This window comes from Streptomyces sp. NPDC053665 (assembly GCF_055585285.1).
Genome location: NZ_JBVJKK010000001.1, coordinates 698,013 through 720,671, shown reverse-complemented (window position 1 = coordinate 720,671; position 22,659 = coordinate 698,013). Strand labels below are relative to the sequence as shown.

Annotated in this window: 23 protein-coding genes and 1 tRNA gene; 10 read left to right on the top strand and 14 right to left on the bottom strand. The window is 74.3% G+C overall.

What is annotated here, in order from left to right:
* Nucleotides 1-6 precede the first annotated feature (6 nt).
* The 5 genes from ACZ6ZN_RS03090 to ACZ6ZN_RS03070 all read right to left on the bottom strand — a co-directional run bounded on the left by ACZ6ZN_RS03090 (nucleotide 7) and on the right by ACZ6ZN_RS03070 (nucleotide 2,881).
* Complete coding sequence (locus ACZ6ZN_RS03090) at nucleotides 7-828, bottom strand: hypothetical protein (protein WP_469642662.1); 822 nt, start codon at nucleotides 826-828, stop codon at nucleotides 7-9.
* Between the two features lie 229 nt (nucleotides 829-1,057).
* A complete protein-coding gene (locus ACZ6ZN_RS03085) occupies nucleotides 1,058-1,699 on the bottom strand; it encodes an HhH-GDP family DNA glycosylase (protein ID WP_469642660.1) in 642 nt (213 codons plus the stop codon).
* A 3-nt stretch (nucleotides 1,700-1,702) separates the two neighbouring features.
* A complete protein-coding gene (locus ACZ6ZN_RS03080) occupies nucleotides 1,703-2,047 on the bottom strand; it encodes a DUF3140 domain-containing protein (RefSeq protein WP_451879797.1) in 345 nt (114 codons plus the stop codon).
* A 62-nt stretch (nucleotides 2,048-2,109) separates the two neighbouring features.
* A complete protein-coding gene (locus ACZ6ZN_RS03075) occupies nucleotides 2,110-2,592 on the bottom strand; it encodes a Dps family protein (RefSeq protein ID WP_469642658.1) in 483 nt (160 codons plus the stop codon).
* A gap of 16 nt (nucleotides 2,593-2,608) precedes the next feature.
* Nucleotides 2,609-2,881: a WhiB family transcriptional regulator gene (locus ACZ6ZN_RS03070; RefSeq protein ID WP_469642656.1), complete on the bottom strand. Its 273-nt coding sequence runs from the start codon at nucleotides 2,879-2,881 to the stop codon at nucleotides 2,609-2,611.
* A 186-nt stretch (nucleotides 2,882-3,067) separates the two neighbouring features.
* Between ACZ6ZN_RS03070 and ACZ6ZN_RS03065 the strand changes: the two genes are divergently transcribed.
* Together ACZ6ZN_RS03065 and ACZ6ZN_RS03060 are read left to right on the top strand one after the other, a co-directional pair.
* Nucleotides 3,068-4,255, top strand: coding sequence for a thiolase family protein (locus tag ACZ6ZN_RS03065; RefSeq protein ID WP_469642654.1), 1,188 nt, complete (start codon nucleotides 3,068-3,070; stop codon nucleotides 4,253-4,255).
* Between the two features lie 86 nt (nucleotides 4,256-4,341).
* The gene (locus ACZ6ZN_RS03060; RefSeq protein WP_398107788.1) at nucleotides 4,342-5,115 is read left to right on the top strand and encodes a sulfite exporter TauE/SafE family protein; all 774 of its coding nucleotides are present in this window, start codon (nucleotides 4,342-4,344) and stop codon (nucleotides 5,113-5,115) included.
* 51 nt (nucleotides 5,116-5,166) lie between these two features.
* Here the strand turns inward: ACZ6ZN_RS03060 and ACZ6ZN_RS03055 are convergent, their stop codons facing one another.
* Nucleotides 5,167-5,706: a DUF309 domain-containing protein gene (locus ACZ6ZN_RS03055; RefSeq protein WP_469642652.1), complete on the bottom strand. Its 540-nt coding sequence runs from the start codon at nucleotides 5,704-5,706 to the stop codon at nucleotides 5,167-5,169.
* A gap of 98 nt (nucleotides 5,707-5,804) precedes the next feature.
* Here ACZ6ZN_RS03055 and ACZ6ZN_RS03050 point away from each other — a divergent pair.
* Both ACZ6ZN_RS03050 and ACZ6ZN_RS03045 read left to right on the top strand, forming a co-directional pair.
* Nucleotides 5,805-5,878, top strand: a tRNA-Pro gene (locus ACZ6ZN_RS03050).
* A gap of 218 nt (nucleotides 5,879-6,096) precedes the next feature.
* Nucleotides 6,097-6,933 (top strand): DUF427 domain-containing protein, encoded by an 837-nt coding sequence (locus ACZ6ZN_RS03045; RefSeq protein WP_469642650.1) that lies wholly within the window; start codon nucleotides 6,097-6,099, stop codon nucleotides 6,931-6,933.
* Here the strand turns inward: ACZ6ZN_RS03045 and ACZ6ZN_RS03040 are convergent.
* Entirely contained in the window at nucleotides 6,887-7,651 is a 765-nt protein-coding gene (locus ACZ6ZN_RS03040) for a TetR/AcrR family transcriptional regulator (RefSeq protein ID WP_469642647.1), read from the bottom strand. The two genes, ACZ6ZN_RS03045 and ACZ6ZN_RS03040, sit on opposite strands and share 47 nt — an antisense overlap.
* 166 nt (nucleotides 7,652-7,817) lie before the next feature.
* Here ACZ6ZN_RS03040 and ACZ6ZN_RS03035 point away from each other — a divergent pair, with 166 nt between their 5' ends.
* A complete protein-coding gene (locus ACZ6ZN_RS03035; RefSeq protein ID WP_469642645.1) occupies nucleotides 7,818-8,903 on the top strand; it encodes a phosphotransferase family protein in 1,086 nt (361 codons plus the stop codon).
* Nucleotides 8,900-9,982, top strand: coding sequence for a GNAT family N-acetyltransferase (locus ACZ6ZN_RS03030; protein WP_469642643.1), 1,083 nt, complete (start codon nucleotides 8,900-8,902; stop codon nucleotides 9,980-9,982). Before ACZ6ZN_RS03035 ends, ACZ6ZN_RS03030 begins: the two co-directional genes overlap by 4 nt.
* Before the next feature lie 9 nt (nucleotides 9,983-9,991).
* Here ACZ6ZN_RS03030 and ACZ6ZN_RS03025 read toward each other — a convergent pair whose 3' ends face one another.
* Entirely contained in the window at nucleotides 9,992-10,876 is an 885-nt protein-coding gene (locus tag ACZ6ZN_RS03025) for an alkaline phosphatase family protein (protein WP_469642641.1), read from the bottom strand.
* A gap of 179 nt (nucleotides 10,877-11,055) precedes the next feature.
* Here ACZ6ZN_RS03025 and ACZ6ZN_RS03020 point away from each other — a divergent pair, with 179 nt between their 5' ends.
* From ACZ6ZN_RS03020 to ACZ6ZN_RS03010, 3 genes are read left to right on the top strand one after another with little or no spacing between them, the layout of a single operon-like run.
* Complete coding sequence (locus ACZ6ZN_RS03020) at nucleotides 11,056-12,882, top strand: glycosyltransferase (RefSeq protein ID WP_469642639.1); 1,827 nt, start codon at nucleotides 11,056-11,058, stop codon at nucleotides 12,880-12,882.
* Nucleotides 12,879-13,334: a hypothetical protein gene (locus ACZ6ZN_RS03015; RefSeq protein WP_469642637.1), complete on the top strand. Its 456-nt coding sequence runs from the start codon at nucleotides 12,879-12,881 to the stop codon at nucleotides 13,332-13,334. The genes ACZ6ZN_RS03020 and ACZ6ZN_RS03015 overlap by 4 nt, the downstream gene beginning before the upstream one ends.
* Before the next feature lie 5 nt (nucleotides 13,335-13,339).
* Nucleotides 13,340-14,164, top strand: a complete 825-nt coding sequence (locus ACZ6ZN_RS03010; protein WP_451879784.1) for a glycoside hydrolase family 16 protein — start codon at nucleotides 13,340-13,342, stop codon at nucleotides 14,162-14,164.
* A 7-nt stretch (nucleotides 14,165-14,171) separates the two neighbouring features.
* Here the strand turns inward: ACZ6ZN_RS03010 and ACZ6ZN_RS03005 are convergent, their stop codons facing one another.
* The 5 genes from ACZ6ZN_RS03005 to ACZ6ZN_RS02985 are packed head-to-tail and all read right to left on the bottom strand — an operon-like array spanning nucleotide 14,172 to nucleotide 19,418.
* Nucleotides 14,172-14,996: a polysaccharide deacetylase family protein gene (locus ACZ6ZN_RS03005; protein ID WP_469642634.1), complete on the bottom strand. Its 825-nt coding sequence runs from the start codon at nucleotides 14,994-14,996 to the stop codon at nucleotides 14,172-14,174.
* The gene (locus ACZ6ZN_RS03000; RefSeq protein WP_469642631.1) at nucleotides 14,993-15,970 is read right to left on the bottom strand and encodes a glycosyltransferase family 2 protein; all 978 of its coding nucleotides are present in this window, start codon (nucleotides 15,968-15,970) and stop codon (nucleotides 14,993-14,995) included. The genes ACZ6ZN_RS03005 and ACZ6ZN_RS03000 overlap by 4 nt, the downstream gene beginning before the upstream one ends.
* A 16-nt stretch (nucleotides 15,971-15,986) precedes the next feature.
* Nucleotides 15,987-17,336, bottom strand: coding sequence for a lipopolysaccharide biosynthesis protein (locus tag ACZ6ZN_RS02995; protein ID WP_451879781.1), 1,350 nt, complete (start codon nucleotides 17,334-17,336; stop codon nucleotides 15,987-15,989).
* 10 nt (nucleotides 17,337-17,346) lie between these two features.
* Nucleotides 17,347-18,600, bottom strand: coding sequence for a glycosyltransferase family 2 protein (locus ACZ6ZN_RS02990; protein WP_469642629.1), 1,254 nt, complete (start codon nucleotides 18,598-18,600; stop codon nucleotides 17,347-17,349).
* On the bottom strand, nucleotides 18,597-19,418 hold the full coding sequence (locus ACZ6ZN_RS02985; protein ID WP_469642627.1) for a glycosyltransferase family 2 protein: 822 nt from the start codon (nucleotides 19,416-19,418) through the stop codon (nucleotides 18,597-18,599). The genes ACZ6ZN_RS02990 and ACZ6ZN_RS02985 overlap by 4 nt, the downstream gene beginning before the upstream one ends.
* Nucleotides 19,419-19,617: 199 nt before the next feature.
* On the opposite strand from ACZ6ZN_RS02985, the gene ACZ6ZN_RS02980 reads away from it, so the two are divergent.
* Nucleotides 19,618-21,438, top strand: coding sequence for a glycoside hydrolase family 15 protein (locus ACZ6ZN_RS02980; protein WP_469642625.1), 1,821 nt, complete (start codon nucleotides 19,618-19,620; stop codon nucleotides 21,436-21,438).
* An 89-nt stretch (nucleotides 21,439-21,527) separates the two neighbouring features.
* On the opposite strand, the gene galE is transcribed toward ACZ6ZN_RS02980, so the two are convergent.
* Nucleotides 21,528-22,628, bottom strand: a complete 1,101-nt coding sequence (gene galE, locus ACZ6ZN_RS02975) for a UDP-glucose 4-epimerase GalE (protein ID WP_469642623.1) — start codon at nucleotides 22,626-22,628, stop codon at nucleotides 21,528-21,530.
* Nucleotides 22,629-22,659: the final 31 nt, after the last annotated feature.

Here is a 22,659-nt window from a genome sequence, read left to right as displayed (position 1 = left end):
GGGAGGCTAGTCCGTGGGGCTCGCGGCGGGCGACTTGCCGGCCAGGACGTCCTCCAGGCGCTGGGTGCCCTGCTCGACGGCCTGCTTGGTGGAGTCGTTCTCGTCCCCGTCGAGACCGCCCGCGGTGACGGTGATCGCGTCGTCGCCCACGCGTACGGCGGCGACGTCCAGGGTGAGGGTGGCGGGCTCGCCCCCGCTGTCACCCTGCACGGTCACGCGCAGGCCCTCCCGGGCGTCGCCGACGCCGGGCAGCGAGGTCTCCACGACCTGGACGGTGCGCTTGTCGCCGCCGTCGGTGAGGGTGAACTGGTCGCACGTGTCCGGCAGGGTCGACATCCACGTCAGGGAGTCCTGCGGGTCGGTGCGGTCGTAGGAGGCGACCTGGTACAGCAGGCGGGAGTCGCCCTGCGTGAAGCCGCGCAGGGCGGAGGCGCCCGAGGGCCTGCCGAGCAGGTCGTCGTCGAAGAGGGAGTCCATCAGGCGCTGGCAGTCGGCTGCCTGGTTCTTGCCGCTGACGAAGTCGTTGACGTCGACCTTGCCGATGAGCAGGTTGTCGTGCCAGTTCTCCGCCTCGGTGTCCTTGACCTGGGTCCAGTCGTCCTCGATGTCCGCCTCGGTGATCAGCGCGGTGCGGGCTCCGTCGGTGCTGAGGGTGGCGGTGGGGGAGGGGGTCTGCCGCTCCCCGGCGACCTGCGAGGCCCGGGCCCCGGTGACCCGTGTGCCGCCGTCCGCGTCCCCGCCGTCCGAGCAGGCGGCGGTGGCCAGCAGGGTGCCTGCCGCCAGGGCGGTGGTCAGGGTGCGGGCGAGCCGGGGCGATCGACGGGTCATGGCGGGTGCCTCCTGGGGACGTGGCGCGTGTCCCCAGCGCACCACCGGCACCTGCGGCCCACCAGCGGCGTCGGACCGTTCGGGTGAGCGGGACGGCCGGGCTCCCGCCGCAGCGGCCGCCGCGACGGGAGCGGGCCGGGAACCGCCGTCCGGGAGGGGAGGCTTCGCGACGGGAGCGGGCCGGGAACCGCCCGTCCGGGAGGGGGGCTTCGCGGCGGGGGCGGAGGGTTCAGTCGGCGAGGGCGTCCGCCGCCACGTCCTTGCCGACCGCCGCGCGGACCAGCGCGGCGGCGAGGACGTCCGCGCCGGTGTTCCCGGCCAGGGCGACGAGGCGCTCGGCGTCCTGCGGCAGACCCAGCCGTTCGGCGCCCTGGAGGGCCTTGGCGTCCAGGAAGGGGGCGAGTTCCGGCCAGACGCCCTGTGCCTCCCGCAGGAAGATGTCCGCCCCGGCCGGTCCCATGCCCGGGAACTCCTGCAGCAGGCGCCGCAGTTCGGCGACCTCGCCGTCGGCCTCCCGGCGCAGCTTCCGCAGGTCCCCGCCCCACCGGTCGTTCAGCAGCTCGGCGGCGTCGCCGAGCTGGGTGGCGGTGCGCTCGTCGTAGCGCCGGTAGCCGCCCCGGCCGAGCGCGTCCACGCGCTGCTGCCAGGAGGCCGCCGCCATCCGGCGCGGGTCGCGCAGCCCCGCCTCGTGCAGGGCACGGGCGGTGGCCGTCGCGACCGACGCGCGGATGCGGGCGCTGAGCAGGTGGGACAGCACCAGCAGCCGGTACAGCGGCTGGGGCGTGTCCCGCAGCCGGATCCCCGCCTCGTCGGCGTAGGCCCGGCCGTGGGCGTCGAGCAGCCGGCGCAGGACGCGCTCCTGCCGCTCCACAGCTCACGCCCTCAACGGGTCGTGGCCGAGCGTCATCAGCCGGTGGCGGCGGCGGGTGTCGCCCTCCGTCGCCTCGGGCTCGGGCTCGTTCTCCGGATCGGTCTGCTCGTCGACCGTGTCGACGACCTTCCGCATCACCCGCAGGTCGTCCTCGGTCAGGTCCGTGCGCCGTTTCTGCAGGATCGCCAGGACGTGCTGCCCGGTGTCGGTGCCCGCCTGCTCGGGCAGCGGCTCGGTGTCCTCGCCGGCGTCCCGGACCCGCAGCCAGGCGGCGAGTTCCTGCGAGGTCATGTTGACGGCGCGGTGGAAGTCCTCCCACAGCGCGTCGAGTTCGAGGGCGTCGGTCATCGTCTGCCCCTTCCGTGCCTGTGTCGGTGCCTGCTCGGTGCTTCGTGCGCGTCCGGGCCGGCTCAGCTCTCGCCCGGGACGTTCTCCGCGACGAACATCCAGCGCTGCTTCTCCAGTTCCGCGGTGACGGCGATGAGCAGGTCCTGGGTGACCGGGTCGGCCTTCTCGGTCGTGTCGATGCGCTCGCGCAGCCGGGTGGCGGCGTCCTGCAGCGCGTCGACCATGACCTGCACGGCGTCCGCGTCGCGCACCCAGCCCTCCTGCGGGGCCGGCAGCGTGAACGCCTTCGCGACCGTCTCCGGGCGGCCGTCCGGCGGCACGCCGAGGGCGGCGGAGCGTTCGGCCACCGTGTCCGCGAAGTTCCGTGCGGCCGCGACCAGTTCGTCGAGCTGGAGGTGGACGGACCGGAACCGCGGTCCGACGATGTTCCAGTGCGCCTGCTTCCCGATCAGTGACAGACCGAGCAGATCCACCAGGGTGTCCTGGAGGGCTTCGCAGGAGACCCGTCGGGCCTCGTCGGGCAGGGTGCTCCTGACAGGGGTCATGGGGTGCTTCTCCTTCTCAGGTCGTTCTCGTCGAACTTGTCGTTCGCGTCGTACCCGTCGTCCGGGTCGTCCGGAGCAGTGCGTCCCGCTCCTCCTCGCAGGTGCCGCCCCACACGCCCGAGGCCCGGCCGTTGCTCAGCGCATAGGTCAGGCAGGCGTCGGCGACTCGGCAGCGCGCGCAGACGCGCTTGGCGGCTGACACGTCCCGGAGGGCGGGTCCGGCGGTGCCCACGGGAAAGAACAGCTCGGGGTCCTCGTCCACGCAGGCGGCGCTCCGCAACCACTCCATGGACGCGCGGGTGCCCCGGGCACACCGGTGCAAACGCGGATACGGAAGGCGCGGTGCCGGTGGAGTGGCCTGCGATACCACCGTGCCGACGCCCCCTTCACCCCTGAATCCTTCACAGGGGGCTGGCAAGGGGCTATAGTCCGAAACTAGCGGTGCTAATTAACCGGCGGTGTGAGGAGTCCTCCCGTGCGTCCCGTCCACTTCGCGGCCGCCCGCCGCACCCCCATCGGCAAGCTGCGCGGCTCCCTGTCCGCGGTCCGGCCCGACGACCTCGCCGCCGGCGTCGTGCGCGCCCTGGTCGCCGACGTCCCCGCGCTGGACCCGACCCGGATCGACGACGTCTACTGGGGCGCGGCCAACCAGGCCGGCGAGGACAACCGCAACGTCGCCCGCATGGCCGTCCTGCTCGCCGGTCTGCCCGAGTCGGTGCCCGGCGCCACCGTCAACCGCCTGTGCGCCTCCGGCCTGGAGGCCGTGACCACGGCCGCCCGCACCATCGCCGCCGGCGAGGCCGACATCGTCGTGGCGGGCGGCTCGGAGTCGATGAGCCGCGCCCCCTTCGTGCTGCCCCGCCCCGACGAGGCCCTGCCGCACCGCATGGAGACCGCCGACACCCGCCTCGGCTGGCGCCTGGTCAACCCCGCGATGCGCGACCTGCACGGTCTGCTCGCCATGGGCGAGACCGCCGAGGAGGTCGCCACCCGGTACGGGATCACCCGCGAACGCCAGGACGACTTCGCCCTGCGCAGCCACCGGCTGGCCGCCCTGGCCCGCAAGAACGGCCACTTCGACGACGAACTGCTGCCCGTGGAGCGGCCCGACGGGGTCGTCGTCGACGCCGACGAGAGCGTGCGCGAGGACACCTCGCCCGAGAAGCTGGCCCGGCTGAAGCCGGTCTTCCGCGAGGGCGGCACGGTCACCGCGGGCAACGCCTCACCGATGAACGACGGCGCCGCCGGACTCCTCCTGGTCAGCGAGGAGGCCCTGAACGAACTGGGCCTGGAGTCCCTCGGCCGCTACGTCGCCGGCGCCTCCGCCGGGGTCCACCCCGACGTGATGGGCATCGGCCCGGTCCCCGCCACCCGCAAGGTGCTCGCCCGCGCCGGCTGGAGCATCGGCGACCTGCAGGAGGCCGAGTTCAACGAGGCGTTCGCCGCCCAGGCCCTGGCCTGCGTCGACCAGCTCGGCATCGACCCGGAGCTGGTCAACCCCAGCGGCGGCGCGATCGCCCTCGGCCACCCCCTGGGCTGCTCGGGCGCCCGCATCCTGACCACCCTGCTGCACCGGATGCGGCGCACGGGCGCGGAGCGGGGCCTGGCGACGATGTGCGTCGGCGTGGGGCAGGGCAGCGCGGTTCTCGTCGAGCGCCACTGACCGCGCCCCGCGCATCCCGGGTGCGCGGCCACCGGGCGAGACGGCCCTGACCCCGTCGACTCGGTGCACATAGCATCGGTGTTCGCATGAACACCATGACGCTCTGGCACCTCACCGGCTGGGAGTTCGCCGCCCTCGCCTTCGCGGCCCTGCTCGTCGGTTTCTCCAAGACCGCCGTCAGCGGGGCCAACACGGTCAGCCTCGCGATCTTCGCGGCCGTGCTGCCCGCACGCGCCTCCACCGGGGTGCTGCTGCCGGTGCTGATCGCGGGGGACCTCCTCGCCGTCGCCACCTACCGGCGGCACGCGCACTGGCCCACGCTGTGGCGGTTGTTCCCGGCGGTCGCGGCCGGTGTCGTCGTCGGCACCGTCTTCCTGCTGTGGGCGGACGACGCGGCCGTACGGACCTCGATCGGCGCCATCCTGCTGCTGATGGCGGCCGTGACCCTCTGGCGCAGGCGCACCGCCGACACCGGGGCGGAGCCGGAGCCGGTCACCACCCGGGCCGGGCGCCTCAAGGCCCGCTCCTACGGCGTCCTGGGCGGCTTCACCACCATGGTCGCCAACGCGGGCGGCCCGGTGATGTCGCTGTACCTGCTGTCCGCCGGCTTCCGCAAGCTCGGCTTCCTCGGCACCTCCGCGTTCTTCTTCCTCATCGTCAACGTCTCCAAGCTGCCCTTCAGCGCCGGCCTCGGCCTGATCGACGGCCGGTCCCTGCTCCTGGACCTGGCGCTCGTGCTGTTCGTCGTGCCGGGCGCGCTGCTGGGCACGTGGGCGGTGCACCGGATCGACCAGCGGCTGTTCGAGCAACTGGTCATCGCGGCGACGGTGGTGGGCGGCCTGCAACTGCTGCTGCGCTGACCCCGCGAGCGGCCAGGCCGCCGTCGCCGCACCGCGGGACCGCCCCACGGATCAGCGGCCCCCGTCCGCTCCCCGCAGCCGCGGCGCGCGGGCCGCCGCGTCCACGGAACGGCCCTCGCGCTCCACCTCGGCGGCCAGCTCCCGCGCCCAGGCGGCGACTCCGCCGACGTCGATCCCGTGCGGTCGCGGCTGTCCCGCGCCGGACACCCACGCCCCGGCCGCGCCCGCCCCACGGCGCAGCAGCCGCGCCCCTCCCGTGAGGTTGCCGCGTGCGGCGTGCGTGAGCCCCACGGCCAGCTGGGCCAGCCCGCGCCACAGCTCGCGCTCCTCCTCGGGCCCCGCCTTCCAGGCGTCCTCGAAGACCTCGTGCGCGTGGAACGGCTTGCCCTCGTCGAGCAGCCGCTGCGCCTCGCGGACGGTCTCCTCGGGCGTGCGGACCACACCCTCGGGCTGCCGGGGCACCCCCTGGCTGCCGTACGGCAGGGGCCGCCCGAGACCGTCCCGGGGACGGGCGTTGCGGGCCCGCCCCTCGCCGTCGCGGTCCCGTGCGCCGCCGGTCAGGCCCGAGTGCGTCTCTCCTGTGCTGCCCATACGGCGATTGTCCCGCGCGGCCCGTTTTCGGTGCGGCCAGGGGTGTGGGGTAAAGTGCTGTCCGCGCGATCACGCCGGTCTCGGCGGGTGGCGCGCACCGGGACGTGGCGCAGCTTGGTAGCGCACTTGACTGGGGGTCAAGGGGTCGCAGGTTCAAATCCTGTCGTCCCGACGGTGTGGAAGGCCCTCGCGGGCGGATGTCCGCGAGGGCCTTTTCCGTGCGCCGTGGGGCCTTTCCCGTGCGCCATGGGGTCTTTCCGTGCGCCGTGGGACCGGTCCCCCCGCCATGGGACCGTTTCCCCGCGCCGTGGGACCGTGGAGACAGACGGGCCCGTGCTCCGGAAGGCCGCGGGAATCCGGGCCCGGACCTCCGGAAGGAGCACACCGGTCATGACCCTCCACCCGGCCCACCCCGCCGCCCGCTCGATGAGGACCACCCCCGAGGGCCTGCTGTGGGAGCCCAGCGACCGCTGGGTGCGCGGACGCGTGGGCGACACCACCGTCGTCGACAGCCGGCGCCCGGTGCTCGTCTGGGAGCCCCACCTGCCCGTGCCGCAGTACGCCTTCCCGCGCGAGGACGTCCGCACCGACCTCCTGCGCCCGGCCCTGCACCCGCCCACCGGCAGCCACACCGGCTCCCAGGTCTTCTACGACCTGCACGCCGACGGGCCGGTACGGCCTGGCGCGGCCTGGACCTTCCCCGCCGACGACCTGTCCGGGCACATCGCCTTCGAGTGGTTCCGGCGCACCGACACCGGCCTCGACCACTGGTACGAGGAGGACGAGGAGATCTTCGTCCACCCGCGTGACCCGCACAAACGCGTCGACGCCCTGCCGAGCAGCCGGCATGTGCGCATCGAGATCGGCGGGCAGACCGTCGCCGACAGCCGCGCGCCGGTCCTGCTCTTCGAGACGTCCCTGCCCACCCGCTACTACCTGCCGCCCGAGGACGTCCGGCTCGACCTCTTCGCGCCCACGGACCACAGCACCGGCTGCCCCTACAAGGGCACCGCCTCCTACTGGTCCTGGCGCGGCGCGGGCGACGTACCGCCGAACGTGCTCTGGAGCTACGCCGAGCCGCTGACCGCAGTGGCGGCGGTCCGCGGACGTCTGGCCTTCTTCAACGAGGTCGTGGATATCGTGCTGGACGGCGAGCCGCTGGAGCGGCCCACGACGCCGTTCAGCCGGATGCTGCGGGAGGGGAGCCGTCCTCAGGACCGTCCGTGAGGCCGTCCTTGAGGCCGTCCTCGAAGCCGTCGAGCAAGGCGTCGAGGCCGGCCGCGAGCCCTTCGGGGCCGCCGGGCTCGGCGAGCGCGGCCGCGGTGTCCCGCAGGGTGGGCAGTTCCCTGGGCGACAGCCGGTGCAGACCGAGCCGGAACGCCGGTTCGGTCTCGTCGGGGTTGTCCACCACCGGGCGCAGCTCCACCGAGACGTAGCCCAGCAGCCAGGCGGTGAAGGCGCGGAACAGGCCCGCCGCGGCCTGAGGCCCGAATCCGGCGCCGCGCAGCAGCGCCAGCACCCGCTCGTGGTCCCGCAGCACCGCGGGGGGCCGCCGCACCAGCGGCACGGCCAGCAGACGCGTGGACAGCAGCGGCACCGCCTGCGGGTGGGTGAGGCACACGTCGTAGGTCGCGCGGGCGATGCGGTGCAGACCGGCCCGCCAGTCCTCGTCCGCGCCCCCGTCCGCGGCGAGCTGTTCCTCCAGCTCCAGGTAGAGCGCCTCGACCAGGCCGTCGAGCAGGGAGTCCTTGCTGGGGGCGTACCGGTACAGGGCCATGGCCTCCACGCCGAGCTCGGTGCCGAGGCGGCGCATGCTGAGCGCGGACAGGCCCTCGCGGTCGACCAGTTCCAGGGCGCTGGCCAGCACGCGCTCCCGGTTGAGCCGGCCGTAGCGGCCGCGGTCGCTGGCGCGCCGGGCCTCCCGTGACCCACGGCCGTTCGCCATGCTGCCTCCTCGGTGTGCGGACGCGACGTCCCGGGCGGGACGGGGGACGACTCCTACGACGTACACATACACGATCGCGGCCGAGTCGCACCTCGACCGAGCTGCGCCGAGGATGAGAAGGAGCGGCACGAGGCATGCGCGGCCACTTGGTGGAAGGGAGTGCCGGGTGACGCTGACCGAGGAACTGCGGGGGCTGCTGCCCTTGCGCCCCGCCCCCGTGGTGACGCGCCCCGCCGACGCCCTGACGGCCCGCAGGCTGGCGGACTCGCTGGGCGCCGGTGACCCGCGCCTTCCCCGGCGGACCTTCTCCGACCTCCTCGTCTTCCGCCTCGACGGCCCGGATCGCACGGCCGTGGTCAAACACCCCCGCAGCGCACGCGCGTCCGCCTCACTGGCCCACGAGTGCGAGGTCGTGCGGCGCCTGGCCGAGGACGAGCGCCTGGGGCCGTGGCGGCGGCTGCTCCCGGTCGTGGAGGAGCACCGCCCGGACGGTCCGCTGCCGCTGGTGGTGGAGTCCTGCCTGCCCGGGACCGGGGCCGACGCGTACCTGAGGCACGCACCGCGGCAGGCCCGCCGGGTCGCCGAGTCCGCCCTCGCGGCGATCAGCGCGCTGCACCGGGCCACCGGACGCACCGAGGACGTCACACGGCGGGCCGCCGAGTGGGTCGAACCGCGGCTCGACGTCCTGGCCCGGGAGGTGCGCTGGTGCCGCAGCGGCCAGGGCGCGCGGGCCCTGGAGGCCGTGCGCGACCTGCTGGAGCGGGAACTGCGCGGCCGCCGCCTGCTGGTGGGGTGGACCCACGGTGACTTCCACCCCGGCAACCTGCTGCTCCGGCCGGACCGCGGGACGCCGTCCGGGGTGATCGACTGGGCGGGTGCCGTCCCGGACGGCCCGGCGCTGCTGGACTGCCACACGTTCGTGCTGACCCTGCGGCACCAGCTCGCCGGGCGGGAGTTCGGCGCGGTCGTCGCCGACGTCCTGCGGCGCGCCTGCCTCCGGCCCGCCGACCGGCGGCTGCTCGCCGGGGTGCGGGCCCTGCCGCCGGAACCCCGGACGGAGACGGCCGCCGCGCTGCTGACCTGGCTGTGGCACGTGGCCGGGAACCTGGACAAGTCGCAGCGGTACGGGCGCAGCCACCGCTGGGTCGCCGACAACGTCGTGGCCGTCCTCGCCGAAGTGCCCCCGTCCGACGGCGCAGCGCCGGTCCGGTCCGCGGCGCCGCGCCCACGACCTCCCGGGAGGACGCCGTGAACCCGTCCGAGCCGGCCGTCGCCACCCCGGCCGGCCCCGTGCAGGTGACGACCCCGGCGCCCCGGGAGGTGTGGTGGGACCTGGCCGGGCGGGACCCGGACCTCGCCGTCACCCAGACGCCGACCTGGCTCGACTGCCTGTGCGCGACCGGACCCCACCGGGACGCCAGCCGCCTCTACACGTTCCCCGGCGGCGGCCGGATCGTGCTGCCGCTCGTCAGCCGGGGCAGGCGTCCCCGCCGGCTGGACGCGGAGGAGTCCTGGCCGGCCGGCTGGGGGATCGGCGGGCCCGTGGCCTCGGCGGGCGTGGGCCCCGACGAGGCGCGGGTGGTGTGCGAGGACCTGGCCCGCCGCCCCGCCCTGCGGGTCGGCCTGCGGCTGCGCCCGCAGGGAGCCGAGCTGTGGGGCCGCGCCGCCCGCGGCCTCTTGCGGCTCGAACCCCACACCACCCAGGCGATCGACCTCGACGGAGGGTTCGGCACGGTCTGGCGGGACCGCTTCCACCAGCGGGTCCGGCGGGACGTCAAGCGCGCCGAGAAGGCACACCTCGACGTGGAGGTGGACCGGTCCGGCCGGCTCGTGCCGGTCTTCCAGGAGCTGTACGACCGGTCCATCGAGCGCTGGGCCGAGCAGCAGCACGAGCCCCGCGCGCTGGCCCGCCTGCGCAGACGGCGGGAGTTCCCCGAGGAGCGGCTGGCCGCCGTGGCCGCCCGCTTCGGCGCCGCCTGCTCCCTGTGGGCCGCCTGGGACCGCGGTGAGCCCGCCGCCGCCCTCGTGGTGCTGCGGCACGGCCCGCACGCGAAGTTCTGGCGGGCGGCCATGGACCGGGACGTGGCACACCCGGTCCGGGCCACCCCGCTGCTGTACCGCCTGGCCGTCGAGGACGCGTGCGCGCAAGGGTGCCGGGTCTTCGACCTGGGGGAGTCGGCCCCGGGCTCCTCGCTGGAGCACTTCAAGGCCGGGTTCGGCGCGGTGAGCCGGCCCTCGCCCCGCTACTGGCGGGAGCGGCTGCCGGTCTCCGCCGCCGAGCGGGGGCTGCGCACCGCCGTCAAGCGGGCGATCCGGTTCCAGGACGCCTGACAGCCCTGGTCAGCCGTCGCCCTTCCAGATGTCCAGTGGTTCGGCCTCCGCGCTGTGACCGAGCGCGTCGAGGCCGAAGGCGTCCAGGAGGGTGCGCAGCAGCCCGTACAGGTTGTTGGGCTGGTCGTGGTCGCCGGGCTCGACCCGTTCGCCGACGACGACGGTCGGGATGTGGTTGTCCTCGTCCTCGCCGCCCTCGTCCTCGTCCCAGGTGACCACCAGCACGCTGTTGTGGGTCATGGCCCACTCCGCGTAGTCCCCGAGGTTCTCGCGCAGCCAGGCGTCGGCGCGTTCGACCCCGCCGTCGTGCATGTCGTTGTCCAGGTTCGGCACCACGAACGAGACGTCGGGCAGCTTCGAGAAGTCCTCGGGGAAATCGGTCCAGGGGCGGTTGACCGAGTCGGGCAGGTTCGTGAAGTTGACCCACGGCGCGTGCCGGCGGACGTAGGGGCCGCTGGTGCACCCCCGGAAGCCGGCCCTGGGCAGGCTCTCGGCGTAGCCGGCGAAGGTGAGGTCCGCCTGGAGCAGCTCGGAGGCGAGGTTGCGGGACGAGAAGTCGTTCGGGCAGTCGTCGTCCACGCCCTGGGTGGAGCCGGAGAACAGGGCCAGGTAGTTGGGCTGGCTGGGGTGGGTGACGGCGAAGAACTCGGTGAGGTTGGCGCCCTTGCGGGCCAGCTCGTTGATGAACGGGGCCTCGGGGGAGCCGATGACGTCCTCGTAGCCGCGGTTCTCCTCGACCACCACCACGACGTGGTCCGGCCGCGGGACACCGTCGTCCCCGCCCGAGGACCCGCAGGCCGCCACCGGCACGAGGAGGGCCGCGGCCGCAAAGGCGGCGAGGTGCCCGCGCAGGCGGTGCAGGGGCCGGGACGGGGGCCCCAGTCGTGGTGTCACGGTGCTCCTTCGACGCTCGCCCGTTCGCGCTGCCACTCGCACTGAAGGGCAGTAACGTAATTTTTAGCATTTATGCCGCATATCGCTCGGTATCGATCGCTGGTGTGTGCCGATGAGGAAGCGCCGCGCGGGTGCTTCCCCGGCCCGGTCGTCGCACCCGCTGTGCGGGAGGCATCTCCATGGGCAAGCGTTCGCCGCTGACGGCTGGTCAGTGGGCGCCGCGTGCCGTCCCGGAGACGCGGCGGACCCCCGAAGCGGCGGCCGGACCGCCCGCGCGACGGCCGGCGGCACGGCAGTGGGCGGCGCGGGCCGCCCTGCCCGTCGCCCTCGTGCTGTGGCTGCTGTCCCTGCGCCACGTGAACCTCGGCGCCATGACCGACCTGGGCCTGCTGCAGGTGCTGCCCGTGCTCTTCTGGGTCGCCCTCGGACTGCTCGTCCTCGGCTTCTGCGCGGCCCTGTCGGACCGGCGGACCCACGGCGGCTGGTTCCTCGCCCACGTCCTCGCCCTGATCGCGATCCTGCACGCCACACCGGCCCTGCTCTACCCGACCCTGCGCTACGGCTGGGCGTGGAAGCACGTCGCGGTCGTCGACGCCATGATCCGCAACGGCGGCAGCGTGCCCGGCGCGGAGAAACTGGACGTCTACGACCAGTGGCCCGGCTTCTTCCACCTCAACGCCCTGGTCGTGCAGGCCACCGGCCTGGAGTCGGCACTCGGCTACGCGGTCTGGGCGCCGCCCGTGGTCAACGCCCTGCTGATCGCGCCGCTGCTCCTGATCTACCGGTCCGTCACCACCGACCGGAGGCTGATCTGGGGGGCCGTCTGGATCTACTACTCCTGCTCCTGGGTGGGGCAGGACTACTTCGCCCCCCAGGCCTTCGCCTTCCTGCTCTTCGTCACGCTCGTCGCCCTGCTGATGAGCCAGTTGCGGGCCTCGGCGGAACGCCCCCCGGGCGCCACGGACCGGGCCTGGCCCCCCGGCAGGTTCCTGGCCGTCGTGCTGATCATGGCGGTGATCGTCTGCTCCCACCCGCTGACCCCACTCATGATGATCAGCGCGCTGGTCGCCCTGTCGCTGCCCCGGCGCAACAGACGCGTGCTGCTGCCCGTCCTGGGCGCCGGGGTGCTGCTCACCCTCCTCTGGGACGCCACCGTGGCCCGGCCTTTCGTCTCGGCCAATCTCAGCGAGTTCGTGGGCGCGCTGCTGGAACCGGACTCCAACGTGGTCTCCGGGCTCGCCGCGCTCGGCACCGCCGCGCCCGGGCAGGTGCAGGTCTCCTGGATCGACCGGGGCCTGTCCGCCGCGGTGTTCCTGCTGGCGGCGATCGCCTTCTTCCGGCGCCGCTGGACCCGCCGCACCGGGCTGCCGCTGCTCGTCCTGGCTCCCCTGCCGGTCCTGGTGGCGAACGCCTACGGCGGCGAAATGATCTTCCGGGCCTATCTGTTCGCGCTGCCGGCCGCCGTGCTGCTCATCTCGGCGCTGCTGTTCGAATCGCGGCGACGCCCGCGGCTGCGCGTGTTCGCCGTCGCCCCGGTGCTCCTGGCGATGCTCGGCGGGCTGCTCTTCGGGTACTACGGCAAGGAGTCGGCCAACTACTTCACGAAGGACGAGGTGGCGGCCACCCGCTTCGTCACGGCCACCACGCCCCCGGGCTCCCTCATCGTCTCGCTCACCTCCGACGTGCCCGGCCTGGAGATGAACTACGACCAGCACCCGCGCGTCCAGCTCAACGAACAGGACCTCGCGGTCCGCCGCCGGCTGGTGAGGGATCCGATCGAAGGGCTGGAGCCGTTCATCGACGGTGCCACCGAGCGCGAACCGGCCTACATCGTGCTCAGCCGCGCCCAGGCCGCGGAGTGCTACCTCAACGGCACCCTGCCCGCCGACACCATGCGGCGGATGGACACGGCCATGGCCGGCACCTGGGGCTTCGTGCCGGTGTTCCGCAACAAGGACGCGGTGGTCTACCGCTACCAGAACCCCGACCGCGCGGAGTCGTCATGACCACGCTCCTCACCGGCCACTCCCCGCGCCGGACACGGCCGTTGCGCATCGGGCTGGCCCTGTCCGGCTGGATCGCCCTGGCCGCGGCGCACCTCCTGCCGGACGCGAGCGTCCCGCGCCTGGTCGTCGTGTGCGCCTTCCTGCTCCTGTGCCCGGGGGCAGCGGCCACGCGCTGGTCGGGCCCCTCGCCCTGGCCCGTGGGGGGACGGCCGTTCGCCGTCGAGAGCGCGTTCCTGCCGGTCGTGCTCAGCCTGTGCCTGGACGTCCTCGTGGTGGTGCCGTTCTACCTCGGCGGGGCCTACGGCACGACGCCGGTCCTGAGCACCCTGGCGGCCGTCACCACCCTCCTGGCCCTGCTGCCCGTCCCGGACCGGCGCCGCCGGGCCGAACCCGGCGCCGAGCCGCCGGACGGCCGCACCGGTGACGCCGCACCGGCCGGGAAACGGCGGTAACCCCCATGCCGGCACGACGGCTGCGCACCGCCCTGGCCGCCCTGGCGGCGGCACTCGTGCTCACCGCCGGATGCGCAGCCGCCGACCGGGAGCAGCCCCCCAGGCCCGCACCGGTGCCGGGCGACTGGAAACTGACGTTCCGTGACGAGTTCGACGGCTCGGAACTCGACACCGGCCGCTGGGCGACCTGCTACGACTGGAACCGGGACGGGTGCACCAACAGCGGCAACGACGAGGAGCAGTGGTACCTGCCCGGACAGGTCTCCGTCGGCGACGGGCAGCTCAGCCTGAACGCCGAGCGGCGCTCCACCCGCGGCAGCGACGACCGGACCTACCCCTGGCGCTCGGGGATGATCTCGACCGGCCGCGACGACTGGTACGCCGAACCCCGGCACGTCTTCACCTACGGGTACTTCGAGGCGTCCATCCGCATCCCCGCGGAGGCCGGCATGTTCCCCGCGTTCTGGATGATGCCGGCGTCCAGGTTCACCCCGCCGGAGCTGGACATCATGGAGTTCCTCGAGCGCACCGACCGGGTCATGATGTACGTGCACTGGCGCAGCCCGGACGGCGACCAGCGGGCCCGGGCGGGGTACGGACCCGTCGCGTTCCCGGACGGGCACCACGTCTTCGCCATGCTGTGGACCCCGGACGAGGTGAGCTGGTACGTGGACGGGGTGCGCAGGTTCCGGGTGACGGAACCCGAGCGCGTCCCGCACGTGCCCATGGAGGTCCTGATCAACCTCGCCGTCGGCGTGCCCGCGTCACCTCCGCGGTCGGTGGACTCCGCCCGTATGACGGTGGACTGGGTGCGCGTCTGGCAGCGGTGACGGGCCGTCAGGCCGTCGCCGGCGGCAGGGACGGGTAGGGGCGGTCGATGCTCGCCCGCAGCCTGCGGTAGCCGCGCCACACCCGGGTGCGGGGCCCCTCGGGGAACGGCGCGACCGGGGCGCCCTCACCGCGCACCCAGTCCAGGTACCGGGCCCGGGGGGTGTCGGCGCGCACCATGAGCCGCGCCAGGCGCAGCGGTTCGTCCGCGGAGGAGCTGAAGCCGTCGCGGACCGCCGCCGCCGAGGTCCAGCCCGCCTCGCGCACCAGCCGGCGGACCGGGCGGCTGGAGTAGCCGTGGGGGTAGGCGAAGGCGTCCACGCGGTGGCCGAGCGCGTCCTCCAGCCGGGCCCGGCACCCGGCGATCTCCCGCCGCGCCGCGCTCCGGGGCAGGGTGTCCAGTTGCGGGTGGGTGACGGTGTGGCCGCCTATCTCGAAGTGCCGGTCCAGCTCGCGCAGGTGCGGCCAGGTCAGCATCGGCGCCGGCGGGAGCAGACTGCCGTGCCCCGCCGGCCGCGTGGGGCCGCCGAGGGCGCCGGTGGTGACGTAGAGCGTCGCCGGCAGGCCGCGGGCGGAGAGCAGGGGGGCCACCGTGGTGCGGAAGTCGGCGAACCCGTCGTCGAAGGTCAGCACGGCCGGGCGCGGCGGCAGGGGCGGGCCGCCCCGCACCGCGTCGAGCAGTCGCCGCAGCGGGATGACCTCCAGGCCGTGGTCCGCCAGCAGGTCGAGGTGTTCGGCGAAGACGCGGGGGCTCACGGTGAACGGGGCGATCCAGGCCGGCGGGTCGGTGCACACCGAGTGGTACAGCAGCACGGGAACGGGCCGGCACCTCATGCGGGCCTCCCGCCCACGGGCACGGGCAGGGGAGCGGCCGGGGTGCGGCCGGCCGGGAACCGGGCGCGCACGGACCCCACGGCGTACCCGAGAGCGGTGGCACCCGTGCCCAGCACCAGGGCGAGGAGCGTGCGCGCCGCCGGGGGCCGGCCCGGCCGCAGCGCGTCGCGCACCGCGCGCGGAAGGGTCCGGGCCAGGTACGCACGCTCGCTGGACAGGGCGGCGGAACCGGCGCCGTACCGGGCCACCAGCGCCTTGGACAGGCCTTCGGCGTAGCAGCGCGACCGGAAGTACGACCACGTGGCCCGAGCCGCGGGGACGCGGTGGCGCACGGCAGCCGAGGGGTCGTGCAGCAGCACGGCCTGTGGACGGCGGGCGGTCACGCGCAGGCACAGCTCCGTCTCCTCGCAGCCCAGGGGCCGGGTGCCCACCCGCCCCAGGTCCGTGCGGAAGCCGCCGGCCGCGAGGAGTTCGTCCCTGCGGAAGGACATGTTGGCCCCGATGAAGTTGCGGACCGGTGCCCGTTCCTCGGGCAGCCCGCGGTAGGAGCAGCCCACCACCCAGTCGAACTCCGGCGGGAACCAGGGCGGACGGTCCGTCTCCCACCAGGGGACGACGAGCCCGCCCACGCCGGCGACCAGCGGATCGCGGTAGGCGGCCAGGAGGCGCTCCGCCCAGGCGGGGTGGGCCGTCGCGTCGTCGTCGAGGAACGCCACCACGTCCCCGACGGCCGCCGCGACGCCGGTGTTGCGGGCACCGGACAGGCCCTTGCGCTGCTCGTTGGGCAGGACGCGGACGCCGTGCAGCATGCGCCCGGCCAGCCGCTGGAGCGCCGGGCAGTGGTCCACGACCAGGACGACGTCCTCCGGGGGGCGGCGCTGGGCATGGACCGAGGCGATCGCGGCCTGGAGGTCCTCCCAGCGGTCGAGTGTGTACGCGCACACGACGACCGAGAGGGTCGGTGCGGTGTCCATGAGGTCCTCCCGGGGGTCAGGGCGTGCTCGCGGAGGCGGTGACCAGCCAGCGGGACCGCAGGACCAGCAGCGGTGCCGCGATCAGGCACTCGGCCGCCAGCCAGGCGAGGCCGGCCCCCGTCACGCCGAACACCGGCAGCAGCAGCCGCACCAGCCCCAGCACCAGCACGCACAGGGCGACCTGCAGTCCCACCACCAGCCGCATCCGGCGCCGGGCGCGCAGGACGTCCACGGCCACGCTGAAGACCAGGTTGGGCAGCGCGGACAGGGCCAGCAGGCGCAGCAGGGTGGTGCCGTGCTCGGCGTAGCCGGGGCCGAACAGCCGCAGGATCCACGGGGCTCCGGCGACGATGACGGCCACCCCGGCGGCCAGCAGCGTCCCGGAGTGGCGCAGCACGCGCAGTCCGTGCTCCGCGAGCCGCTCCGGGCGGCGCACCGCCTCCACGACCAGCGAGCTGCCCATGTTGCGCACCACCAGGAACAGGACGTAGCCGATGATCCACGCGAGCGAGAAGTAGGCGCTCTGCTCGGCGCCGAGCGCGTTGAGCACCATCAGCGGCACCAGGGTGTAGGCCGCCATGCGGAACAGGGAGCCCGTGTAGTCGGCGGCCGCGTAGCTGAGCAGCCGCGGCGGGCGCACGGCCTCGGGGTTGTCCCGCTCGTGGCGCGGCACCGCCCGCCGCAGCAGGAGGTAGTTGGCCACGATCAGCGAGACCAGCAGTCCTCCCGCCCAGGACAGCAGGATGCCGCTGGTGAGGGCGAGGACGGCCCCGCCGGCCAGCAGGGCGATCTTGACGACGGCGAAGACCATGTTCTCCGCGACCACCCAGCCGGGGCGGCGCATCGCCGTCAGCGCGCCGTCCTGCAGCACGAAGACGGTGTACGCGGCGGTCGCGGCCACGAACCACAGGGCGACCAGGGGGTCGCGCAGGAAGGCCAGGTCGGGCGCGAGGGCGGGCACCAGCAGGACGAAGACGAGGCAGACCACGGCGCTCCAGGAGGCGGTCACCGCGTAGCAGGTGAGCAGCAGTCTGCGGGTCTGCCGGCCGGAGCAGGGCAGGAACCGGATCAGGAAGTCGTTGAGGTTGAGCTGGCCGATGTTGGCCAGGAGCAGGGAGGCGGACAGGGCGGAGTAGCTCACGCCCACGACCTCGTCGTCGTACCAGTGCGTCGCGAACAGCCAGAAGACGGCGCCGACTCCGGCGTTCACCAGCGAACCCACGGCGAGCAGGTGGCCGTTGCGCACGAGCGGTTCGCTGGGCAGGACGCGGGCGACGCCGGTGCGCACCACGGCGGTCAGCGACCGCGCCCGGCCCGTTGCGCCGGCGGACCCGGGCGGGCCGGCCGTCTGCTGGGACGCGTACACGGCTCCCTCCTCAGCGCGGTCGGTGGGCGCGGTTGCGGTGGCGGCTGCGCAGGTAGCCGACCGGCCCGTAGAGCAGCCCCCGCAGCTCCAGCAGCGCGAGCCGGCGCGGACGCGCGGTGTCCGCCCGGGCCTTGCGGCGGGCCTGGACCAGGGCGTACCGCACGCCCCGGGGGAGCCTGCGCAGCAGGGCCGGGAGCATACGGGGCTCGCCGGCCAGGGCGCCGGTGAGGTAGGCGCCGAGCCCGGCGCCGTAGCCGAACGCCTGGGCGTCCAGGGCGTCGGGGGTGCGCCGGTGGCGGTGCCAGACGATGGCGTCCGGCCGGTAGGCCAGGGTGTGGCCCGCGGTGAGGATCCGGAAGAAGGCGAGCAGGTCGTCGCCGCCGCGTGCCGGGGTGCCGGTGCCGGTCGCCGGGTCGAAGCCGCCCAGCGCGCGCAGCGCGGTGACGCGGAAGGCCATGTCGGTGCCGGAGCCGAAGCGCCCCGCGGTAAAGGGGAACAGGGGATCGTCCGGTGGGTGGCGCAGCGACCAGCTGCGGGGTGCCCAGCCCTTGGCGAAGCCGCCGTGGCGCTCCAGGGCCACCTGGGCCGCGGTGTCCAGTTCGGCCGGGACGATGAGCCCGGTGACGCAGGCGATCCGTTCGTCGGCGGTGAAGGCACCGGTGAGCGCGGCCAGCCAGCCCGGGTCGGCCAGGGTGTCGTCGTCGGTGAAGGCGACGATCTCGCCATGGGCCCCGGCCAGGCCCCGGTTGTGCGCGTGGGCCAGCCCCGGCACCGGTTCCCGCAGGTAGCGGACCCGGCCCGCGTAGTGTCCGCGCACCAGCCGCTCGGCCGCGTCGTCCGCCGGGGCGTTGTCCACGACGATCACCTCGAAGCGCGGATAGTCCTGCCGGAGCAGGGAGTCGAGGCAGTCCCGGAGCATGCCGGGCCGGTCGTGCGTCGCGACGACGACACTGACGTACGGCCGGACGGACGTGCTCGGGGCGGGGGGACCGGACCCGGGCGGCACGAAGCGCCGGCGGGCGGTGTCGGCCAGCGAGCGCCACAGCTCCTCCGGGGTGTCCTCCCGCTCCCCGGTGGCGTGGACCATGCCGAGCGGACGGCCGCGCAGCCGCACCAGGGCGAGCACCGGGGGAGCCGGGCGGATCAGCCCGGGCCGTCCGGGCGGGCGGAACTCGTGCGGCCGCGCCAGGTCGACGTCGACGACCTGGGCCGGAGCGCTCGCCGGGAGGCGGACGTCCGGCGCCGCGGGACCGGTGACGCTCACGCCGGGTTCCCGCGCGCGGCGGTGCGGGCCCCGGGCCGCTCCGACAGCAGGGTGCGCAGGACCCGCCGGCCGTCCGAGACGGCGTGCAGGTTGGAGCGTCCGCTGCGGCGGGGGAGTTCGAGGCTCGGGACCTCGGCGATGCGCAGGCCCGAGCGCAGGGCGTGGGCGATCATCTCCGTCTCGATCTCGAAGCCCGAGGAGTGCAGGTCGAGGTCGTCGAGGAAGTCCCGGCGGAAGGCGCAGAAGCCGTAGCACAGGTCCGTCAGTTTCGCGTCGTAGAGGCGGTTCACGGCGGCGAGCAGGACCTGGTTGCCCAGGCGCCGGATGCGCGTGATGTCCAGGGAGCCGCCGCCCGCGATGAACCGCGAGCCCTTGACGAAGTCGAAGCCGTTGTCGAGGAAGTGCAGGTAGTGCGGGATCTCCCCGGGCAGCATGCTGCCGTCCGCGTCCATCATGACGATGTGGTCGCCGGTCGCGGCGAGGAAGCCGGTGCGCAGGGCGTTGCCCTTGCCCGGACCGCTCTGCTCGACGTGGCGGACGGTCGGCAGGCACCGGGTCGCCATGTGCACCGTGGCGTCGGCGGAGTCGCCGTCGACCAGGATGACCTCGTCGACGCAGTCCGGTATCTGCTCGAAGACCCAGGGGATGTTGCGCGCCTCGTTGCGGGCGGGGACGACCAGGCTCACGGTGGCACGCGGCGGGGGGCGGTCCCCGGACCGGCGCAGGGGATGGGCCGCACGGTCCGGTCGTGCCGTGCCGTTGCCGGTGACCTGGGACGTCCAGGTGGGGTGCTCGGTCAGGTGATGCGAGTGGTTCATGATGCCGGTGTCTCCCCGGTGAAGCGTCCCTGCGGAGACGCCATATATTTACGACGTATACGTACATCTTGCCCGAATTGTCTCGCAGGTCAAGAGGGTGCCGGCGCCGATCGGCACCCACGCGCGCACGCCCGTGCCGGAGCGCCGGGCGCGGAGTAGGCTCGAAAGTGGCGAAGTGCACGGCGGCGTGGTCCCGATCATGAACGCACGCATCGAGGATTACGCCCTCATCAGCGATCTGGAGACGGCCGCCATGATCGGCCGCGACGGGTCGGTCGACTGGCTCTGCCTGCCCCGCTTCGACTCCCCGGCCTGCCTCGCCGCCCTGCTCGGCACCCCGGACAACGGACGCTGGCGCCTCGCCCCGGTCTCCGGCGGCACCTGCGCGCGCCGCTCCTACCGACCCGACACCCTCGTCCTGGACTCCGTCTGGGAGACCCCCACCGGGACCGTCCGCGTCACCGACCTCATGCCGCCCCGCGCCGACGTCCCGTGCCTGGTCCGGGTGGTCGAGGGCCTCACCGGCACCGTGGACCTGCGCAGCGAGCTGCGGCTCCGCTTTCATCAGGGGCGCGTCGTGCCGTGGGTGCGGGACGCGGGCCACTGCACCGTCGCGGTCGCCGGCCCGGACGCCGTCTGGCTCGGGGCCGAGGGATCGGTCCACGACCGGGGCGACCAGGACGCCACCGTCTGGGAGTTCACCGTCACGGCCGGACGCCGGCTGGCCCTCACCCTGGGCTGGACGCCCTCGCACCGGCCCGGCCCGCCCTCACCGCTGTCCGTCCCGGCGGAGACCGCCGTGAAGGAGGCCACCGGCTTCTGGCGGAGCTGGGCCGGCCGGTGCCGCTACCGGGGGCCCTGGCGGGAGGCCGTCGTGCGCTCCCTCATCACCCTCAAGGCCCTCACCTACGCCCCCACCGGCGCCATCGTCGCCGCGCCCACCACCTCCCTGCCCGGCTCCATCGGCGGCGCGCACAACTGGGACTACCGGTTCTGCTGGCTGCGCGACTCCACCCGCACCCTGTCCTGCCTGCTGCGCAGCGGCTACCACGACGAGGCCACGGCCTGGCTCGGCTGGCTGATGCGGGCCGTCGCCGGAGATCCCGCCGACCTCCAGTCGGTCTACGGCGTCAAGGGACAGCGGCTGCTGCCGCAGACCGAGGCGCCCTGGCTGCCCGGCTACGAGGGATCCCGGCCGGTGCGCTTCGGCACCTCGGCCGTCGACTGCTTCCAGCTGGACGTGTACGGCGAGGTCATGGATACCCTGTGGCTGTCCCTGCGGGCGGGCATCGCCCTGCCGGCGCACGTGTGGGACCTGGTCGAGTCGCTCATGGGCTTCCTGATGCGGCACTGGAGGGAACCGGACCAGGGGATGTGGCAGGTGGACGGCCCGCGACGGCAGTTCGTCCACTCCAAGGTCATGGCGTGGGTCGCGGCCGACCGTGCCGTGCGCATGGCCCGGCTCCTCGGCCGCAACGGCCCCTACGGGCAGTGGCGCGTCATGCGCGACGAGATCCACCGCCAGGTCTGCCGCCGGGGGTGGGACCCCGTCCGGCGGTCCTTCGTGCAGTCCTACGGCGCCCCCGGCCTGGACGCCTCGGCGCTGCTCCTGCCCCGGGTCGGGTTCCTGCCCGGCGACGACGAGCGGGTCCGCGCCACCGTGCGCGCCGCGAGCGGGCTGGGCCACGAGGGGTTCCTCCGCAGGTACGGGACAGGGGCGCACGGCGGCTCACCGGGGCACCGGGCGGACGCCGAGGGCGCGTTCGTCTCCTGCACGCTCTGGTACGCCGAGGCCCTCGCGGCCACGGGCGAGCGCGGGCGGGCCCGCGAGGTCTTCGAAAGGGTCCTGGCCGTCCGCAACGACGTCGGTCTGCTGGCCGAGCAGTGGGACCCCGGCAGCGGCCGCCAACTGGGCAACGCCCCCAAGGCGTTCAGCCACATCGCCCTGGTGGAGACGGCCTTCGCCCTCTCACCGGCCACGGCGTGGAGCGGGCGCGGCTCCGGCGCGCCCGGGCGGTGACGCGGACGGCTCCTCTCCCGCGAGCAGCCGACGGCACCGGCGGGCCCTGCTGACCGCACCGGCGGGTCCTGCTGACCGCACCGGCGGTCCTACTGACCGCTCTCCGCCGTCCGGGCGGTGCCGGTGTAGCCGTGCGGATTGAGCCGCTGGAAACGCCAGGCGTCCCGGCACACGTCGGCCAGGTCCCGGGTGGGGCGCCAGCCCCAGGCGCGGGTCACGGCCGACGCGTCCACGACCAGCTCGGCGACGTCCCCGGGGCGGCGCGGGGCGACGGCGTAGGGCAGGGGCCGGCCGCAGGCGCGGGAGAACGCCCCGACCACCTCGAGGACCGAACGGCCCGTTCCCGCGCCGAGGTTGTACACCCGCATGCCCGGCACGTCGACCAGGTGGTCCAGCGCGACACGGTGCGCCTCGACGGCGTCCATGACGTGCAGGTAGTCCCGTACGCCGGTGCCGTCGGGGGTCGGGTAGTCGTCGCCGAACACGCTGAGCAGCTCGCGCCGGCCGACGGCCACCTGGGCGAGGCGGGGCAGCAGGTTCTCGGGGGCGCCGCGCGGGTCCTCCCCGAGGAGCCCGCTCGGATGGGCCCCGGCCGGCACCGGGTAGCGCAGGCAGAGCACGGTGAAGTCGGGATGGCTCCGGCAGACGTCGCCGAGGATCTGCTCGCACATCCACTTCGAGGTCGCGTAGGGGGTGCCGGGCCGGACCGGGGTCGCCTCGTCGAGCGGACCACCCCCGGCGTCGCCGTAGATCCAGCAGGAGGAGGGGAACACCAGCCGGTGCACGCCGTGCTCCTGCATGGTGTGCAGCAGGGCGGTCGTGCCGCCGACGTTGGTGTCGTAGTACGCGGCGGGCATCCGTGTCGACAGGCCCCCCGCCTTGTGCGCGGCGAAGTGCACGACGACGTCCACGGAGTGTCGGTCGAAGACGGCCGAGAGGGCGTGACGATCACGGATGTCCAGTTCGTAGACGGCGCCGACGAACCGGCCGGCGATCCGTTCGACCCGCGCGAGGACCTGCGGTGAGCTGTTGGAGTAGTCGTCGACCACGATCACCTCGTAGCCGTGGTCGAGCAGCTCCACGCAGGTGTGGCTGCCGATGAACCCCGCCCCGCCCGTGACCAGAACGGTCGAGGGCGCCCAGGACGAGCCGGCTTGCCGGTTGGTCGGCAACTGGTTGCTGCGGACCATGCCAGGACTCCCGCGTCGGGTGCGTCGCCAC

Coding starts and splice junctions, on each gene's coding strand:
- ACZ6ZN_RS03090 (WP_469642662.1), bottom strand. CDS start 828: ATGACCCGTCGATCGCCCCGGCTCGCCCGCACCCTGACCACCGCCCTG.
- ACZ6ZN_RS03080 (WP_451879797.1), bottom strand. CDS start 2,047: ATGACCGACGCCCTCGAACTCGACGCGCTGTGGGAGGACTTCCACCGC.
- ACZ6ZN_RS03075 (WP_469642658.1), bottom strand. CDS start 2,592: ATGACCCCTGTCAGGAGCACCCTGCCCGACGAGGCCCGACGGGTCTCC.
- ACZ6ZN_RS03070 (WP_469642656.1), bottom strand. CDS start 2,881: ATGGAGTGGTTGCGGAGCGCCGCCTGCGTGGACGAGGACCCCGAGCTG.
- ACZ6ZN_RS03060 (WP_398107788.1), top strand. CDS start 4,342: ATGAACACCATGACGCTCTGGCACCTCACCGGCTGGGAGTTCGCCGCC.
- ACZ6ZN_RS03055 (WP_469642652.1), bottom strand. CDS start 5,706: ATGGGCAGCACAGGAGAGACGCACTCGGGCCTGACCGGCGGCGCACGG.
- ACZ6ZN_RS03045 (WP_469642650.1), top strand. CDS start 6,097: ATGACCCTCCACCCGGCCCACCCCGCCGCCCGCTCGATGAGGACCACC.
- ACZ6ZN_RS03040 (WP_469642647.1), bottom strand. CDS start 7,651: ATGGCGAACGGCCGTGGGTCACGGGAGGCCCGGCGCGCCAGCGACCGC.
- ACZ6ZN_RS03020 (WP_469642639.1), top strand. CDS start 11,056: ATGGGCAAGCGTTCGCCGCTGACGGCTGGTCAGTGGGCGCCGCGTGCC.
- ACZ6ZN_RS03015 (WP_469642637.1), top strand. CDS start 12,879: ATGACCACGCTCCTCACCGGCCACTCCCCGCGCCGGACACGGCCGTTG.
- ACZ6ZN_RS03010 (WP_451879784.1), top strand. CDS start 13,340: ATGCCGGCACGACGGCTGCGCACCGCCCTGGCCGCCCTGGCGGCGGCA.
- ACZ6ZN_RS03005 (WP_469642634.1), bottom strand. CDS start 14,996: ATGAGGTGCCGGCCCGTTCCCGTGCTGCTGTACCACTCGGTGTGCACC.
- ACZ6ZN_RS03000 (WP_469642631.1), bottom strand. CDS start 15,970: ATGGACACCGCACCGACCCTCTCGGTCGTCGTGTGCGCGTACACACTC.
- ACZ6ZN_RS02985 (WP_469642627.1), bottom strand. CDS start 19,418: ATGAACCACTCGCATCACCTGACCGAGCACCCCACCTGGACGTCCCAG.
- ACZ6ZN_RS02980 (WP_469642625.1), top strand. CDS start 19,618: ATGAACGCACGCATCGAGGATTACGCCCTCATCAGCGATCTGGAGACG.
- galE (WP_469642623.1), bottom strand. CDS start 22,628: ATGGTCCGCAGCAACCAGTTGCCGACCAACCGGCAAGCCGGCTCGTCC.